At 71.2% G+C, this 15,405-nt stretch carries 13 protein-coding genes; 7 read left to right on the top strand and 6 right to left on the bottom strand.

What is annotated here, in order from left to right; genetic code table 11:
- Window positions 1-124: 124 nt before the first annotated feature.
- Window positions 125-1,423: a glycosyltransferase family 4 protein gene (locus tag WMF11_RS20095; RefSeq protein WP_437978606.1), complete on the top strand. Its 1,299-nt coding sequence runs from the start codon at window positions 125-127 to the stop codon at window positions 1,421-1,423.
- 7 nt (window positions 1,424-1,430) lie between these two features.
- Here WMF11_RS20095 and WMF11_RS20090 read toward each other — a convergent pair whose 3' ends face one another.
- On the bottom strand, window positions 1,431-2,039 hold the full coding sequence (locus tag WMF11_RS20090; RefSeq protein WP_437553886.1) for a hypothetical protein: 609 nt from the start codon (window positions 2,037-2,039) through the stop codon (window positions 1,431-1,433).
- 553 nt (window positions 2,040-2,592) lie between these two features.
- Between WMF11_RS20090 and WMF11_RS20085 the strand changes: the two genes are divergently transcribed.
- Window positions 2,593-5,121: a hypothetical protein gene (locus WMF11_RS20085; protein ID WP_437978605.1), complete on the top strand. Its 2,529-nt coding sequence runs from the start codon at window positions 2,593-2,595 to the stop codon at window positions 5,119-5,121.
- Window positions 5,122-5,180: 59 nt separating this feature from the next.
- On the opposite strand, the gene WMF11_RS20080 is transcribed toward WMF11_RS20085, so the two are convergent.
- The gene (locus tag WMF11_RS20080; RefSeq protein WP_437910007.1) at window positions 5,181-5,489 is read right to left on the bottom strand and encodes a YciI family protein; all 309 of its coding nucleotides are present in this window, start codon (window positions 5,487-5,489) and stop codon (window positions 5,181-5,183) included.
- 170 nt (window positions 5,490-5,659) lie between these two features.
- Here WMF11_RS20080 and WMF11_RS20075 point away from each other — a divergent pair, with 170 nt between their 5' ends.
- Window positions 5,660-6,577, top strand: coding sequence for a hypothetical protein (locus WMF11_RS20075; RefSeq protein WP_437553881.1), 918 nt, complete (start codon window positions 5,660-5,662; stop codon window positions 6,575-6,577).
- A 166-nt stretch (window positions 6,578-6,743) separates the two neighbouring features.
- Here WMF11_RS20075 and gloA read toward each other — a convergent pair whose 3' ends face one another.
- Window positions 6,744-7,139, bottom strand: coding sequence for a lactoylglutathione lyase (gene gloA / locus WMF11_RS20070; protein WP_437910006.1), 396 nt, complete (start codon window positions 7,137-7,139; stop codon window positions 6,744-6,746).
- A 44-nt stretch (window positions 7,140-7,183) separates the two neighbouring features.
- Window positions 7,184-7,657 (bottom strand): transcription elongation factor GreB, encoded by a 474-nt coding sequence (greB, locus tag WMF11_RS20065; protein ID WP_437553877.1) that lies wholly within the window; start codon window positions 7,655-7,657, stop codon window positions 7,184-7,186.
- A 259-nt stretch (window positions 7,658-7,916) separates the two neighbouring features.
- On the opposite strand from greB, the gene WMF11_RS20060 reads away from it, so the two are divergent.
- Window positions 7,917-9,776 carry an acyl-CoA dehydrogenase gene (locus WMF11_RS20060; RefSeq protein WP_437553875.1) on the top strand — a complete coding sequence of 620 codons (1,860 nt, stop codon included), beginning with the start codon at window positions 7,917-7,919 and terminating at the stop codon, window positions 9,774-9,776.
- A gap of 48 nt (window positions 9,777-9,824) precedes the next feature.
- Here WMF11_RS20060 and WMF11_RS20055 read toward each other — a convergent pair whose 3' ends face one another.
- Entirely contained in the window at window positions 9,825-10,310 is a 486-nt protein-coding gene (locus tag WMF11_RS20055; protein WP_437553873.1) for a hypothetical protein, read from the bottom strand.
- A 152-nt stretch (window positions 10,311-10,462) separates the two neighbouring features.
- Between WMF11_RS20055 and WMF11_RS20050 the strand changes: the two genes are divergently transcribed.
- On the top strand, window positions 10,463-11,995 hold the full coding sequence (locus tag WMF11_RS20050) for a PGRS family protein (protein ID WP_437978604.1): 1,533 nt from the start codon (window positions 10,463-10,465) through the stop codon (window positions 11,993-11,995).
- A gap of 36 nt (window positions 11,996-12,031) precedes the next feature.
- Here the strand turns inward: WMF11_RS20050 and WMF11_RS20045 are convergent, their stop codons facing one another.
- Complete coding sequence (locus tag WMF11_RS20045; protein WP_437910002.1) at window positions 12,032-12,820, bottom strand: hypothetical protein; 789 nt, start codon at window positions 12,818-12,820, stop codon at window positions 12,032-12,034.
- A gap of 182 nt (window positions 12,821-13,002) precedes the next feature.
- Here WMF11_RS20045 and WMF11_RS20040 point away from each other — a divergent pair, with 182 nt between their 5' ends.
- Together WMF11_RS20040 and WMF11_RS20035 are read left to right on the top strand one after the other, a co-directional pair.
- Window positions 13,003-14,235, top strand: coding sequence for a di-heme oxidoredictase family protein (locus WMF11_RS20040; RefSeq protein ID WP_437910001.1), 1,233 nt, complete (start codon window positions 13,003-13,005; stop codon window positions 14,233-14,235).
- Window positions 14,236-14,316: 81 nt separating this feature from the next.
- Window positions 14,317-15,378 carry an EfeM/EfeO family lipoprotein gene (locus tag WMF11_RS20035; protein WP_437910000.1) on the top strand — a complete coding sequence of 354 codons (1,062 nt, stop codon included), beginning with the start codon at window positions 14,317-14,319 and terminating at the stop codon, window positions 15,376-15,378.
- Window positions 15,379-15,405: the final 27 nt, after the last annotated feature.

The following is a 15,405-nucleotide window of genomic DNA, read 5'->3' as shown; positions in this document are numbered from 1 at the left end:
GCGCGCCAGGCCGTGCAACGCGCGCGCTCGCGGTGTGGACGTGCGCCGACAGGGCAGGACGTACCCCGAAGTCCATCGCTGCCCCGCTGAGGGCGGACCCATCGAATGTAACAAATATTACACCATGAAGTCTGGTGTGAACGTGGGCATGAAGGAGGCGGCCTGGCCGAGGCCGCTGCGCGTCCTCTGGGTGACACGCATCTTTCCGAACCGGGTTGAGCCGCTGTCGTGCGCGTTCCAGCGGCAGCAGCTCGCGGCGCTGTCGCGCCGGTGCGCCGTGGAGGTGCTCGCGGCGATCCCGTACCACCCGGGCGTATCGCTCCTGGGCGATCGCACACGCCCGGGCCGGCTGGTGGCGGTGCCCGCGCGCGACGAGATCGACGGCGTCCCGGTGGTCCACGCGCGCGCGCCGTACCTCCCCGGGGCGGGCCGGGTGCTGGCGCCGGTGAACGCGCCGCTCTACCTGGCGGGGCTCCTGCCGTACGTCCCGCGGCTAAGGGGGCGGTTCGACGTCGTGCTGGGGGCGTGGCTCTACCCCGACGCCTGCGCCGCCGCGCTGCTCGCCCGGATGCTCGGTCTCCCTTATGCGGTGAAGGCCCACGGCACGGACGTGAACGTCGTGGCGCGCTGGCGCTCGGTGCGGCCGCTTGTCGGCAGCGCGCTCCGGTCCGCCGCATGCGCCATCGGCGTGAGCCGGCCGATGGTCGAGGCGCTCGTGGCGCTCGGCGCGCCGAAGGAGCGCGCGGTCCTCGTCCGCAACGGGGTCGACCGCGCGCTCTTCCGCCCTGCCGACCGGCGCGCTGCCCGGCGCGAGCTCGGGCTCCCCGCGCGCGGGCGCATCGTCACCTTCGTCGGGCACGTCAGCCGGGAGAAGGGGATCCACGAGCTGCTGCGCGCGTTCGAGGCGCTCGGCAGGGACGGCCGCGACGGAAGCGAGCCTGTCCATCTCGTGATCGTCGGCGACGGTCCGGAGCGGGCTGCGGTCGAGCAGGCCGCCGCGCAGCGCGATCGCGAGCGCGCGCCCGCCGATCTGAGCGAGGGGCGCGGCCGGATCATCGCGGTCGGGGCGAGGCCGCTCGCCGCGGTTGCCCGCCACCTCGCCGCGACGGATCTCCTGGCGCTTCCGAGCTGGGCGGAAGGAACGCCGAACGTGGTGCTCGAGGCGCTCGCGGCTGCGCGTCCTGTGGTGGCCACGCGCGTCGGGGGCATCCCGGATGTGGTGACGCCGGGGCGCACCGGCCTCCTCGTCCCGTCGCGCGACGCCGGGGCGCTCGGCCGGGCGCTCCGCGAGGCGCTCGCGCGAGCGTGGGACGAGGACGCGTTCGCCGAGGCGGCGCCGCCGTCGTGGGACGAGAGCGCCGAGGCGCTGCAGCGGCTGCTCGCGCGGGCGGCGTTCGGGGACGACGGGCGGGCCGCCGCCTGAGGGCGGATCACCACGAGATCGACCAGGTGCACCGCGGCGCCCCGCGGTGCCTGCAGGCCGTGTGCTCGACCGCGCTGCGCCGGCTGCCGAGGAGCGCGAGTCCCGCCTCGACCCAGCCCGAGATGCCATGGCCGCACATGTAGAGCGGCAGGCCGCCGCCCGAGAGCGTGGCCCTCCCCGCGGCGTCGCCGGTGGCCGTCACGCTGAAGTCGCCGTACTTGAAGTAGGTTTTGTACATGAGGCCGAAGCGCTTGAAGAGCACCGACGGCGAGCCCACCACCGCCATCGTCTTGTAGGTCGTCGTCAGGTCCTTCCGGGCGATCTCCGCGCCGAGGAGGCGCATCTTCTCCATCCTGCCGCCGAAGAGCCCGTGCAGGAGCGCGCAGTCGATCTCGAGGAGCGGCGCCATGTCGTGCCAGGCCAGAGGCATCGGCGGATCGTCGAGGTAGCGGGCCGCCTGCGGCGAGAGCCGACGGCTCAGATCCGCCACGGCCCGCTCGCCATAGCTCTGCCGCAGGGCCTCGGCGCGGGAGCCGATCAGGGTGCCCTTCACGAGATTCCCCTCGCGCAGGACCCGAGGATCGCCAAGGAACTGGGAGGAGTCTGGCGTCGGCATGCTGCAGAGCGCTCCTATCTTCGCCCAGTATAGCGACAGATCCGCGCGGAGGTGTGGCGGATTCGCGTCATGTGCCCTCGATCCTCGATGCGCGTGTCGTCCGAGGTTCCGAGGTGTCCGAGTCTTCCGGGGCCGCGGACGGGCGCGGAGGCGAGGGCTCACTCCGCTCGATATTTCGATTGCGCTCGCTATTTCGACGTCGCCACCGTGCTGCCCCACGAAGCGTGAGCGCCACCCCGGCCGCGATGGCGTCGCCTCACCAGGTGAATGGTATGCAGTATTACCACCGACGCGGCTTGCATGGGCGCCGTCCTCCGCCGGTCCAGCACAGGGAGGAAGCGCGCGTCTCGGCCCGAGGGTTGATGAGGTCGCCACGCGCGAGCCGCTCGGCGGCGCCGTCGATGTTGGCCATGTGACGCGGACGCACACCGCTCATTCCCCGTGACGCGCGGCGCGCGGCGCGCACGCAAATACTCGGCACGACGCGTGCTGTTCAGCGTGGGTCAACGCTGGCCGGCGCGGCTGTTCGCGCCCAGCGATACCGAGAACCAGCATGCGACCGATTCACCACATCCTCACCGCCGCGGCGCTCTCTCTGGGCCTTGTCGGGGCGAAGGGGCGCGCCGCCGCGCAGCCTGTCACCGGTCACCCGCGACTCTGGCTCACGAACGAACACCTCCCGAGGCTGCGCGGGTGGGCCGCGGACAGCCGAAACCGCATGTACACGGAAGCCATGTTGCCCGCGCTCCGGGGCGCGATCGCAGCTTACGAAGGCCGGTTCTACCCGAATGGACGGCCGAACCCGACGTGGCCGGACGGCGGCACCAACGCCTACGAGCAGTATCCGACCGAGGCGTATGCCGAGTTTTTCGCGTTCATGTCGCTCATCGACGCCGACGTCACGGCCCGCCCCACCCACGCCGTCAGGGCGCGCAACCTATTGATGGTTGCCATCGAGGAGGCGAGCAAGGGGAGAGCCGACGGCCAGCCCTTCCGCCGCCCGGGGTTCGCGACCGGCGATCGCTCGCGCTGGTGGGGTGAAGGGTTCCCGCTGACGGTCGATTGGATCTATGACGCGACCGACAGCGGCGGCCGTCCGGTGCTCTCCGCCGGCGACAAGGCCAAGATACGGCAGGTCTTCCTCAGGTGGATTGACGACAACCTCCACGCCTCGACGGCGGGCAACGAGCACCCCCACCCCGTCGGCGTCATGAACGATCCGGCGCTGCTCCGCGATCCGCTCCAGCTCAGGTGGGCTGCGAACAACTTCTATCTCGGCCATCTGCGCCAGGTCACGCTGATGTCGCTCTCGATGGACGACGCGGACGACCCGCCGCTCGATCCGAGCGCGCCGGCGGGGGCGCTCGGCAACACGCTGCGCAGCTATCGCGCGAACGCGACGGGCGCGTGGCTCTACCAGGCCTTTGCCGTCTTCGAGGCCTCCGAGACCGCGGCCAAGCAGCTCGGGGTCCCGTCCGACGGGCTCGGCGTGGCCAGCGGCGGCCTGCCCGTGGAGGGCTTTCTCTACGGCGGCGGCGTCGCGACCCTCCACCACGCGCTGCTCGGGCTCTATACGGCCGGCTACGGCACCCAGGCCCAGTCAGGGCCTCAGATCGGGCTTCTGCGCAGCGGAACCTGGGACCGCTTCACGGACGGGTTCCTGCACTCGATCGCGCCGGGCCCGGTCACGTACCCGTCGAGGCGCGACCTCGGGCCGGTCTACGAGATGGCGAACTACGGCGACGCGCTGCAGGTCTGGGTCGAGCCGCGCTTCGCGGAGCTGTTCGGCTCGCTGGGCGTCTACGACCAGCTCACGGGCAACACCGCGCGCTTGCAGAGGTCGCGCTGGATCGTGGCCAACACGATCGCGGGCGGCGCGCCCGAGCTCTACGCGCGCACGTCCAAGATCTGGGGATCGCCCGCCCCGAGCCGGGCGATCCTGAGCTTCATGCTCTTCGACCCGGCCGCGCCGCTCCCGGCGGATCCTCGCCCGGCGATGCCCACCGCCTTCTTCGAGCGGGCGCAGGGACGCGGCTCCCTCCGCGCGCGCTCGGACTGGACGGCGGGCGCGACGTGGTTCACCTGGCGGTGCGGCTGGGTGACCATCAACCACCAGATCGGCGATTGCAATCAGATCGAGCTCTACCGGAAGGGAGAGTGGCTGACGAAGGAGCACACGAGTTACTCGAACAACCTGATCGGGGCCACGACCGACTACCACAACACCCTCTCCCTGCAGAACGACAAGCCGTCGAATATGCGCTGGTTCGAGAAGGAGATCGTCGCGCGAGGGGGCCAGTGGCGCGAGGGGCGCGCCGCCGGCGATCCGATCACGCGCATGACCCGGGGCGCCGGCTACGTGTTCGCCGAGGGGATAGCGACGGATCTGTACAACACCCGCGAGAACGTCTGGACGCCCACGGACGCCGCCCGCGACATCGTCCATGCGAGCCGGTCGGTCGTCTGGCTGCAGCCGGATCACGTGGTCGTCTACGACCGCGCGACGTCGCGCACCGCCGGCCGGTTCAAGCGGTTCAACCTGATGACCACCTCGGCGCCGCGGATCGCCGGCCGGACGGCGAGCGCCGTGACCCCGCGGGGGCAGACGCTGTTCATCCAGAGCCTCTTGCCGCGGAGCGCCCGCATGGCGGCCGTGCCGGTCGAGAACGTCGACAAGCCGGCGGCGATGGAGCCGACGACCCACCGCCTCGTCGTGGAGGACCAGACCGCTCCGACGGACGTCCGCTTCCTGCACGTGCTGCAAGGCGCGGACGCGGGCGCGACGATGGATGCGGCGACGCGGATCGACAGCGCGCAGGGCTCCGGCTTCGACGGCGCGCTCGTGGCTGGCACGGTCGTCCTCTTCCGCTCGGATCTGCGCTCGGAACCGCGAGCGAGCTCGGGGCCGCTGTCCTATCAGGTGCCTCGCGCGACGCGCCGGCACGTGATCACCGGTCTCCTGCCGAAGGCCGGCTACGACGTGGCCGTCGTCTCCCGGGAGCCGGAGCTCGCGATCCGCATCACGCCGGGCGGGCGCTACAGGACGGACGACTCGGGCGTGCTCTCGTTCGACACGCCGTAGCGCGCGGCGCGGTTCTCGGCGCGGACGGCGTCGGCGCGATGAACGGCGGGGCGCTCCCTTCAGGGCTTCGGGGCGAACACCCTGTCGAGCTCCTCCTTTCCGAACACCGGCGCCCAGGGCAGGAGCTCGTACTGCGCCAGCCCCTTCGCCGTGAAGGGATCGCCGTCCCGGATTTGATCCAGCGTCGCCGCGGCCGCCTCGTCGGGCACCCGGAGCAGGAGCGCGCCGCCGAAGCGGGGATCGAGCGGCCCTGACACGAGCAGCAGTCCCTGCTCGATGAGCCCCTTCAGATAGGCGCGGTGGGCGTCGACGGCCGGGAGCACCTCGTCGAGCGGTCGCCTGTAACGAATGATCGCAATCGCGTACATGATGTCGTGAGTCCTCGCGCCGCAATCTACCAGAGCACAGCGCGCCCGGCCGGAGAGTCTGTTCGCGCCAGGGCGCCCTCCGGCCGAGCCTCCGGCGGCAATCGCGCGGTCCCCCTTTCCCTTCGCGCTTCTGTCTGGCAGTGTGCGCGCCCTCCGCTGGAGACACCTGTATGGCGAGACCCCCGAAAGCAGCACCTGCTCCCGTTCTCCCGTCCTCGCCGGCCGCCGCGCTCGCTGCGTACGGCCGCGTTGAGCCGAAGCTCCTCGAGCTCGGCCCCGACGATCTCGTGACCGTCTACGTCGAGGTCCCCAGGGCCGTGAGCTCCGTGCTCTCCGCTCTGCCCCACCTGCGCGAGATCCGCGACGAGATCGTCCGGGATCTCCCGAACCATCCGATCGCGATGCTGGACGAGCTCGAGGATTACGCCCTCGCGGCCTGGTACGCCGATCTTCTCTACAGCACGCCCGCGAGCGAGCTCGACGCGAAGAAGCTCACCGAAGACGCCGGCACGCTGCGCGAGGCGCTCCTCGTCGCCGCCGAGGCGCTCGGTCACAGGAACCTGCTCGACAAGCAGCGCGTCGCCGACATCCGCAAGGGCAAGGGGCACGCAGATCTCGCGAGCGATCTCATCGCCCTGGCCGAGCTCTTCCGCGGCTCCTGGGACAAGGTCCGCGCCAAGACGGCGGTCGAGGACGAGGAGCTCGAGCGCGCCGCGGATCTCGGCGTGCGCCTCCTCGCCGCGCTCGCCGCGAAGCCCGGCAAGGGCTCGTCCGCGGCGCCGAAGATCACCGACGCCGGCGATCGCCGCGCCCGCGCGATCTCGCTGGTCGCGAAGGCGTACGAGGAGTGCCGCCGCGCCGTCGCGTACCTGCGCTGGCACGAGGGCGGCGACGGCGACCTCGCCCCGTCGCTGCTGCAGAAGCCGCGCGGCCGGCGCCCGAACGCCGAGAAGGCCGCCGCGGCCGCGAGCAGCGCCTCGTCCGAGGCGCCGGCCAAGGCGCCCGACGAGGAGGCGTCCGCGGCAGAGGGCGGCGAGCTCTCGTCCCCCGAGCCGGCGAACGACGCCGCGCCGGTCGCGGGCGCCTGATCACCCGCGCCTCGCGGGCTCGAAGCGAGCCTGCAGGCGAGCGCACAGCAGAGGCAAGGCGCGGGCAGCGCGGAGGCTCCTCTGGGCCTCCGGCTGCTCCGCGACCTCCCCTGCCTCGACGCGCCTCGCCGACCTCGATCTGCCGGCCTCGACGTCCCGGTTCCGGCTACCGGCTCCGGCTCGACTCCTCGATGAGCTCGACCTTGTAGCCGTCCGGATCCTCGACGAACGCGATCACGGTCTTGCCGTGCTTCATCGGGCCCGGTTCGCGCGTGATCTTCCCGCCCGCCGCCCGGATGCGGTCGCAGGCCCCGCGGATGTCGTCGACCCCGAGCGCGATGTGCCCGTACGCTGTGCCGAGCTCGTATCTGTCCACGCCCCAGTTGTGCGTGAGCTCGAGCTCGGCGTGCTCGGGGTTCTTCCCGTAGCCGAGGAAGCAGAGCGTGAACTTGCCCTCGGGGTAGTCCTGCCGCGACAGGAGCTGCATCCCGAGCACGTCCCTGTAGAAGCCGATCGAGCGCTCGAGATCGCCGACCCGAAGCATCGTGTGCAAGATCCTCATGCCGATTCCCGTCTCCTTCTCCGGCCCTGGCGCCCGCGCGGCGCTCAGCCGTAACGCACCGAGATGAGCTCCATCTCCGCCTCGCCCGCCGGGCGGCGGACCGTGATCACGTCCCCCGCGCGCTTGCCGAGGAGCGACCGACCGACCGGAGAGCGCCAGCTGATGCGCCCTGCGGCGCTGTCGATCTCGTCCTCGCCCACGATCTGGTAGGTGCGGCGCGCGCCGTCCTCGTCCTCGATCTCGACCGTCGCGCCGAAGAAGACCTTGTCGCCGCGCTGCTCGGCCGGATCGACCACGACGGCCTTCTCCAGCCGCTTGGTCAGGTAGTGCATCCGCCGGTCGATCTCGCGCAGCTTCTTCTTGCCGTAGATGTACTCGGCGTTCTCGGAGCGGTCGCCCTGCGCCGCCGCGTCGGCGACCTCCTGGACGATGCGGGGCCGCTCCACGGAGCGGAGCCGCCCGAGCTCTTCGGACAGCCTCCTGGCCCCGCTGGGCGTGATGTAAGCCGGGTCGGACATGGTCGATCGCGAGCGAGCCTACGCCGCGCCGCTCGCCAGTTCAACGCCGTGGATCCCGGCGCGGGAGCCCCGCCGAGGACCCGCCTCGGATGCCCCGATCTTCACGGATCTCCACGAGATTCTTCGCATGTTGCGGACGGCTATTGACGCGACGCGGCGACATGCTAGGCGAATGCAGAACTGTGCCGCAGCTGCGCGGAAGACCGGGAAGGGAACCGGCTGCCAGCGCCTCCCTGCCGCGGCAACGAGGAGGTCTCCCATGTCGAACGCTCAAACCCACCAGAACCGCTACAAGGCCGACCTCCGCGAGATCCGCTTCCTCCTCTTCGAGCAATTCCGCCTGGACGAGCTGCTCGGCAGCGCGCCCTACGACGCCTGGGGGCGCGACGAGGTCGGGATGGTCGTCGACGAGGCGTACAAGTTCGCGTGCGATGTCTTCGGCCCGCTCAACGCGGTCGGCGATCGGGTCGGCTGTCGCATCGAGGGGGGGCAGGTCAAGACCCCGCCGGGGTTCAAGGACGCGTGGGACAAGCTGTATGAGGCCGGGTGGAAGTCGGTCTCGGTCTCGCCCACCTACGACGGTCAGGGCGGTCCCTTCACGCTCTACACGGTGGTGGAGGAGTTCCTCTGCGGCGCGAACGCGGCGCTCAACATGTACCCCGGGCTGACGTACGGCGCGGCCGAGGTGATCGAGCACTTCGGGACGCCGAGGCAGCGCGACCTCTTCTTGAAGCGGATGTACGGCGGGCAGTGGAGCGGGACGATGTGCCTGACCGAGCCCCAGGCCGGGTCGGACGTCGGCTCGTCGCGGACGAACGCAGTGAAGCAGAAGGACGGCAAGTACCTCATCCGCGGCACGAAGATCTTCATCTCCGGCGGCGATCAGGACCTCACCGAGAACGTGGTGCACCTCGTGCTCGCCCGCGTCGAGGGCGCGCCCCCCGGCACGAAGGGGCTCAGCCTCTTCGTCGTGCCCAAGTTCCGGGTGAACGACGACGGCTCGCTCGGCGGGCCGAACGACGTCGTCGTCGGCAACATCGAGCACAAGATGGGCATCAACGGGTCGTCGACGTGCGTGCTCAACTTCGGCGAGAGCGACGCCTGCCTCGGGGAGCTCGTCGGCACCGTCGAGCACCAGGGCATGCCGCAGATGTTCCGGATGATGAACGGCGCGCGCATCTCCGTCGGCCTGCAGGGCGTCTCGGTCGCGTCCTCGGCGTACCTGAACGCGCTCGAGTACGCGAAGGATCGCAAGCAGGGCTCGTCGATCCTCCAGTGGAAGGACGCGACGGCGCCGCGCGTGCCGGTCATTGATCACCCGGACGTGCGGCGGATGCTGCTCGACATGAAGAGCCGCGTGGAGGGCATCCGCGCGCTCATCATCAAGCTCGCGCGCCACCAGGACGCGGTCGCCGTCTACCAGGGCAAGGACGACCGCGCGGCCGCCTACAACCAGGGCCAGGTCGACCTGCTCGTGCCGCTCGTGAAGGCCTACTCGTCCGACCAGGCGTTCCGCGTCTGCGAGACGGCGATCCAGACCTTCGGCGGCGCCGGGTACACGAAGGATTACCCCGTCGAGCAGTACTGCCGCGACGCGAAGGTCTTCTCGATCTACGAGGGCACGAACCACATCCAGGCGATGGACCTCGTCGGGCGCAAGCTCGGCCAGGGCGGCGGGGTCAACCTGCAGGCCTTCCTGAACGACGTGGCCGAGTTCGTGAAGGCCAACGAGAAGCACCCCGTCCTCGCCGCGAGCATCAAGGAGCTCCGCGAGGCGCACGAGGCCGTCGCCGGCACCGCGATGCGGCTGCTCTCGTGGTTCCAGCTGGGCAAGATGCCGATGGTGCCGCTCGCGGCGAACCGCTTCCTCGAGATGATGAGCGAGCTCGCGATCGGCTGGCTGCTGCTCGACGGCGCGGTCATCGCGCTCAAGGCGATGGAGGGCCTCCCGGCCGGCGACGCCGGCGCGAAGGACCGCGCCTTCTACGAGGGCAAGAAGCACGCTGCCCTCTACTTCGCGGCCAACGTGCTGCCGCACGCGAAGTTCTCCGCCGAGATCCTCGGGCGCGAGGACTCGTCCGCGCTCGACATCCCGGCCGACGCGTTCGCGACCGTCTGACCTCCCTCCCCGCGCCGCCCCGCCTCCGGGCGGGGGCGCGGCGCGGGCTCACGCGGGGACCGTGAGCCGCTCCGCAAGGTCCCGGACGGGCACGGGCATCGTCGGGTCGCGCGAGACGGCCATGATCTCGGCGCGGAGCGCGCGGACCTCCGTCAACCGGAGCCACGAGAGCGCGAGCCGCGTCATGCTCGGCAAGCCTCTCGCGAGCACCGCTCGGACGACGTCGGCCGCGGGGAACGAGAAGGCCACCTCCTCGGGGGGGAGGCCCGCGGCCTTCGCCGCCGCCTCGATGCTCGCGTCGAAGTCGTCCCGCTTCGTCTCCAGCACCTCGAAGAAGGCCCGCCCGCGCTCCGGCGCGATGGCCTGAGGCGCCCCGCCGCCTTCGGGCGCGAAGACCCAGGCGCCCGAGCCGTCCAGCCCCACCCGGGCGCCGGACTCCAGCGTGACGAGCGGCAGGAAGCGGCCGCCTTCGATCGGCTCGCCGCCGCCGGCCTCGATCAGCTCGCGCACGAGATCCCTCAGGTTCGCGCTCATGGGCCGATGTTCGCACGGAACACCCGGCGATGGGCAACTGGGCCGGCACGCCAGCGCCGGCAGGCGCGGGGCAGGCGCGGCGCTCGCGCCGGTCGGCACGCGCAGGTCGCTTTGCTTGGAAAACGCGCAGGGCTGACCGGAATAGGAATAGTATGAGGATTCGATTCAAGGTTGATGCATGGGTAGTGGGGTTCATTCCGGTCGCGATGGCGTTGAGCGGCTGCTTTCACGAGTCAAACGTCGTCGGGATCATCGGAGACGAGCTGTCCGACGAGGACTGCACTCCGAGCAAGCACGATCCGGTCCCCCCGACGTGCGGGGTGTGGGTCTCGAGCACCCTGGGGAACGACGGCAACGCGGGGATCCAGAGGGCGCCCGTGAGGACGATCTCGGAGGCGTTGCAGCTCTCCCCGGACAAGGGAAGGCGCATCTATCTCTGCGCCCAGACGTTCGATGAAGCGGTGATCGTGCCCGGGGGACACAAGCTCTTCGGCGGGCTCGATTGCGACGACCGCTGGCGCTGGATAGGCGACAAGAAGAAGACCACGCTCACCGCTCCCGAAGGCGAGACGCCGCTCTCGTTCGACAACGGCGAAGGCGCGGCGGTGATCGAGGATCTCCACGTGAGCGCGCGCTCGATCCCGGTGACCCACACCGAGCTGGCAGGCCGATCGGCGATCGCCGCGAACAGCTCCGGGGTCCCTGTCCATTTCACGCGGTGCATCCTCGAGGCGGGCGACGGGGCGCCGGGGGCGAGCGGCGGGGCGTTCGTGGACGGCGCTGCCGAGAAAGGGATGACCGGCAACTTCGGCAACGCCGCGTGCTCGGCCACGACGGTCACCGGCGGGCTCCCCGTGAACAACACCTGCGGTACCCCCGACGATCGGTCGGACGACTCGCGCGGCGGCACGGGAGGGACGGGTGGCCTGGAGTCCGGGGGGGATGGAAGCAGCGGGTTTCCGAGCGATGGGATGAACGGCGGCAAGGGTGAGACCAGCACCCAGCGCTGCACCGCGGGGCAGGAGGGCGCGGACGGGGTGGACGGGAGTCCGGGCGCCGGTGCGACGGGCTTCGGCGATCTGTTCCTGAATGGGTACACTGGCCCGCTCGCCGGCGACGGGACGCCGGGCACGCGGGGCCAGGGCGGCGGAGGAGGCGGCGGTGCGAAGGGCGGCACCGGCGCGCAGATGTGTCCTTTCGAGGCCTCTGCGGCCGGCGCTGGCGGAGGCGCCGGGGGCGCGGGCGGGTGCGGGGGGCTCGGCGGCCGCGGCGGAGGCGCCGGCGGGGTGAGCATCGCCCTCTTCGTGGGGAGCGCGTCCATCGACTTGAACGACGTGGTCCTGAAGACCGGCCGCGGCGGCAATGGCGGCGCCGGGGGCGAGGGCCAGCCGGGCGGCGAGGGCGGCGACCACGGGGCAGCCGGGACCCGAGGCGAGGCCACGGGGCTGAACGCCGCCTGCCCTGGCGGTCGCGGTGGCCGGGGCGGTCAGGGCGGCCGGGGCGGCGGCGGGCTCGGCGGCCACTCGATCGCCATCGCGTACGCGGGCATCGAGCCCTCGCTCACGAACACGACCATCGAGCTGGGTGAGGCCGGGATCGGAGGGCGCGGGGCCAGCCGAACCCATGACGGAGCCGACGGCGTGGCGGCGGAGATCTACGATATCGAGCAGCGGTTCCGGCAGTAGCGCGGCGTGAGGTCCGCGCCGCGACAGCGCCCCGCTCTACGCCGGCGCCGCGGGCGCGGGCCAACTCCGATCCTCCTGCATGCAGCGGAGCTGCGTCACGCGCCGTCCCTCGGCGGTGGTCACCACGATCTCCCGAACGGGCGTGTCGCGCCGCGCGCGTCGACTCAGCTTCTCGACCACCAGGAAGCCCTCCCGCGCGCCCGCGAGGCGGAGGAACTCGTCGAACAGCGCGATGTGCGCGCTGCGCGTGCCCTCGTCGGCCGTCGCGATGCGCCGCTGGGTGGTGACGCCGATCGCCAGCGCGCCGCCCCGGGCCCGTACGACCATCGCAGGATCGAGCCCACGCTGGCTCTCGTCAGGCACCGTCCAGATGTCCGCGACCCCCGCCTCGGTGAGGCGTCGCTTCATGTAGTAGAAGGAAGACTCGAGCGTGTTGTTCCGGTACGGGATCGCCTTCGACTCGATCGGATCGACGTGATTCCGCCAGAACGCGATCAGCGCGCGCGCCCAGCGCCCGCCGTCGAGCCGGCGATCCTGGAACGGCCAGTCCTCCGCCATCGCCTGCGCGCACACGCCGCGCAGCGCCTGCTCGTCGATGCCGCGCGTCGCCAGGCAGGGCGCGCAGTGCATGTAGGCCGTTCCCCTGTCGAGGAGCGCGCCGCACATCGAGCAGATGTCGTTGCCGTAGCCGGGGCCCATGTACCGGAGCCAGCCGGCGCTGAGCTCCTCGTGAGCCGCGCGGCGCTCCTCGTTCCGCTCGATCTCCCGCAGTCCGTCCCGGAGGGCCTTCGAGGCCGCGCGCCGCTCGTCATCTCGCTGCTTCATCCGCTGTCCTCCAGCGTGAGCCCGTCCGCGCCGGCTCGCGCAGTGTAACGCCCGAGCCTCCGCCACGCTTCGCAAGGAGGTGGGATCCGCCCGCGCGCGATCCGGCACACCAGCCCGGCGAGCGCGCCGCCGTGGGTTATTGACGCTGACTTTCATTTACGGCTACGGTTCCGGTCGACGACATGTCACGATTTGCCCTGTTTCTTGCGCTCCCGCTGGTCTTCAATGTGGGTTGCGGCTCGGAGTCCGCTCCCGACGATCCTCTGGCTGGCATCACGCTGATCGGTGATGACCTCACCGACATCCCGCTGCACGACGCTTCTGCCGAGCAGGTAGCTCGGTTCAAGGACGGCGACGCGCTCTTCGATTTCGTCTTTCGCGAGCGCGATGGCCTCGGGCCGCTCTACATCCGGGCGGCGTGCGCCGGCTGTCACGACGGCGCCGCGCGCGGCCCGGGCGCGGTCCAGAAGATGGCGCTCGTCGAGGACGACGGCGTGACGCCGGCGGCGGATCAGGGGGGGCTCCCCTACGGACACACGTTGCGGCCCTACGCCGTCGGGGGGGCGACGACGCTCTCGCAGCCCGAGGCCGAGGCGACGATCAAGGTCTCGAAGCGCCTCGGCCCGCCGGTGTTCGGGCGCGGCTACATGGAGGCGGTCGACGACGCCGAGATCGAGCGGGTCGCGGCCGAGCAGGCCGCGCGCGGCGACGCCATCCGCGGGCGCATCAACCGCGTGGTGTTCCACTCGAAGAAGAGCGGGGACGAGTCGTTCTACGCCTTCGTCGAGGGCGACGAGAACCTCATCGGCCGCTTCGGGTTCAAGGCGCGGGTCGCCACGCTCGACGACTTCACGGCCGACGCCTACCAGGGCGACATGGGCATCACCTCGCCGCTCCGGCCGGACGAGCTGCCGAACCCCGACGGGCTCACGGACGACGCCAAGCCGGGCGAGGACGTGGTGCTCGACACGGTGAACGCCGTCGCCGACTACATGCGCTTGCTCGAGATCCCGAGGCGCGCGCCCGCCGACGCGCGCGGCCAGGAGCTCTTCGCCGAGGCCGACTGCGCCGCCTGCCATGTCCCCTCGCTGAGGACGCGCGCCGACTACCCGATCGCGCAGCTCGCGGACATCGACGCTCCGGTCTACACGGATTTCCTCCTGCACGACCTCGGCCCTGATCTCGCCGACGGGCTGGCCGACGAGTCGGCCAGCTCCGTCGCCTGGCGGACGGCGCCGCTCATCGGCGTGCGCCACAGCACCTCGTATCTCCACGACGGCCGCGCCAGGACCATCGAGCAGGCCATCTTGCTCCACGACGGCCCCGGCTCGGAGGCCGCCGCTTCGGTCGCCGCGTTCCGCGCGCTCTCCTACGAGGATCGCGGGGCGCTCATCGACTTCGTGCGCTCGCTCTGATCGACGTCCACCGAGACGCACACGCACCCGTCCACATCGCGCGCTCGCCCCACGCGAGCGGTGACAAGGAGCTCGAACATCATGCACATCCCCGCCCGCCTGCGGTCCGGTCTGGCCATCGCCGCCGCCGCCCTCTCGCTTCCTGCGTGCGGAAGCGACAACGAGACGCTGCTCACCGACGCGGAGTACGAGCAGCAGGCAGTGCTCGACGTGAAGGCCTTCATCCAGGACAACATCGACGAGTTCGCCGCCGCCACGGCCGCGCTCCAGGCCGCCGCGCCCGCGCCGGACGCCGACGGGTGGAGCGCGACGAGCGACAAGGAGGCCGTCGATGCCATGAAGGCCGAGTGGAAGAAGGCACGGCAAGCCTACGAGAGCGTCGAAGGAGCCATCGCGGTCGTCTTTCCGGATCTCGACTACTCGACGGATGCCCGCTACGACGCGTTCATCGAGGAGCAGGCCGACGACAACCTCTTTGATGGAGTGGGCGTGACCGGCGTACACGCCGTCGAGCGCATCCTCTGGGCCGACGCGATCCCGGAGCCCGTCCTCGCCTTCGAGTCTGAGCTCGATAACTACAGCGAGGCTGCCTTCCCTGCCACCGAGGCCGAGGCCGCGTCGTTCAAGGACGAGCTCTGCGCGCGCCTCGCGGCCGACGCGGCGAAGATGCGATCGGATTTCGGCTCGCTCGCGCTCGACGCGCCGTCCGCCTACCGCGGGGTCATCGCCTCCATCGCCGAGCAGGTGGAGAAGACCAGCAAGGCGGCGACCGGAGAGGAGGAGTCCCGCTACGCCCAGTACACGCTCGCCGACATGCGCGCGAACGTCGCGGCCGGCGTGGCGACCTACGAGGCCTTCCAGCCGTGGATCCTGACCAAGGGCGCCGAAGGCGCGGAGGTCGACGAGGCGGTGCGCGACGGCTTCGAGCGGCTGTCGAGCGCGTACGACGCGATCGAAGGCGACGCGCTGCCACCGCTTCCGGAGGGGTGGAGCGAGGCGGAGCCGACCGACGAGCAGCTCGCGACGCCGTTCGGGAAGCTGTTCTCGCTCGTGGAGCACGAGAGCGACGACGCGACCCCGGGCACGCTCGCCAGCGACATGACGAGGTCCGCCGATCTGCTCCGGATCAAGACGCTCCCGTAGAGCGGGGCGCGTCCTCGTGCGCCGAGG

Source organism: Sorangium sp. So ce295, from assembly GCF_051527405.1.
Classification (GTDB): domain Bacteria; phylum Myxococcota_A; class Polyangia; order Polyangiales; family Polyangiaceae; genus Sorangium; species Sorangium cellulosum_B.
Note: the sequence above shows the minus strand (reverse complement) of the source record. Positions and strands in the feature narration are given on the sequence as shown.

What these genes read in the sequence shown, in the direction of transcription:
- WMF11_RS20095 (WP_437978606.1), top strand. Translation starts at nt 125, where the DNA reads ATGAAGTCTGGTGTGAACGTGGGCATGAAGGAGGCGGCCTGGCCGAGG.
- WMF11_RS20090 (WP_437553886.1), bottom strand. Translation starts at nt 2,039, where the DNA reads ATGCCGACGCCAGACTCCTCCCAGTTCCTTGGCGATCCTCGGGTCCTG.
- WMF11_RS20085 (WP_437978605.1), top strand. Translation starts at nt 2,593, where the DNA reads ATGCGACCGATTCACCACATCCTCACCGCCGCGGCGCTCTCTCTGGGC.
- WMF11_RS20080 (WP_437910007.1), bottom strand. Translation starts at nt 5,489, where the DNA reads ATGTACGCGATTGCGATCATTCGTTACAGGCGACCGCTCGACGAGGTG.
- WMF11_RS20075 (WP_437553881.1), top strand. Translation starts at nt 5,660, where the DNA reads ATGGCGAGACCCCCGAAAGCAGCACCTGCTCCCGTTCTCCCGTCCTCG.
- gloA (WP_437910006.1), bottom strand. Translation starts at nt 7,139, where the DNA reads ATGAGGATCTTGCACACGATGCTTCGGGTCGGCGATCTCGAGCGCTCG.
- greB (WP_437553877.1), bottom strand. Translation starts at nt 7,657, where the DNA reads ATGTCCGACCCGGCTTACATCACGCCCAGCGGGGCCAGGAGGCTGTCC.
- WMF11_RS20060 (WP_437553875.1), top strand. Translation starts at nt 7,917, where the DNA reads ATGTCGAACGCTCAAACCCACCAGAACCGCTACAAGGCCGACCTCCGC.
- WMF11_RS20055 (WP_437553873.1), bottom strand. Translation starts at nt 10,310, where the DNA reads ATGAGCGCGAACCTGAGGGATCTCGTGCGCGAGCTGATCGAGGCCGGC.
- WMF11_RS20050 (WP_437978604.1), top strand. Translation starts at nt 10,463, where the DNA reads ATGAGGATTCGATTCAAGGTTGATGCATGGGTAGTGGGGTTCATTCCG.
- WMF11_RS20045 (WP_437910002.1), bottom strand. Translation starts at nt 12,820, where the DNA reads ATGAAGCAGCGAGATGACGAGCGGCGCGCGGCCTCGAAGGCCCTCCGG.
- WMF11_RS20040 (WP_437910001.1), top strand. Translation starts at nt 13,003, where the DNA reads ATGTCACGATTTGCCCTGTTTCTTGCGCTCCCGCTGGTCTTCAATGTG.
- WMF11_RS20035 (WP_437910000.1), top strand. Translation starts at nt 14,317, where the DNA reads ATGCACATCCCCGCCCGCCTGCGGTCCGGTCTGGCCATCGCCGCCGCC.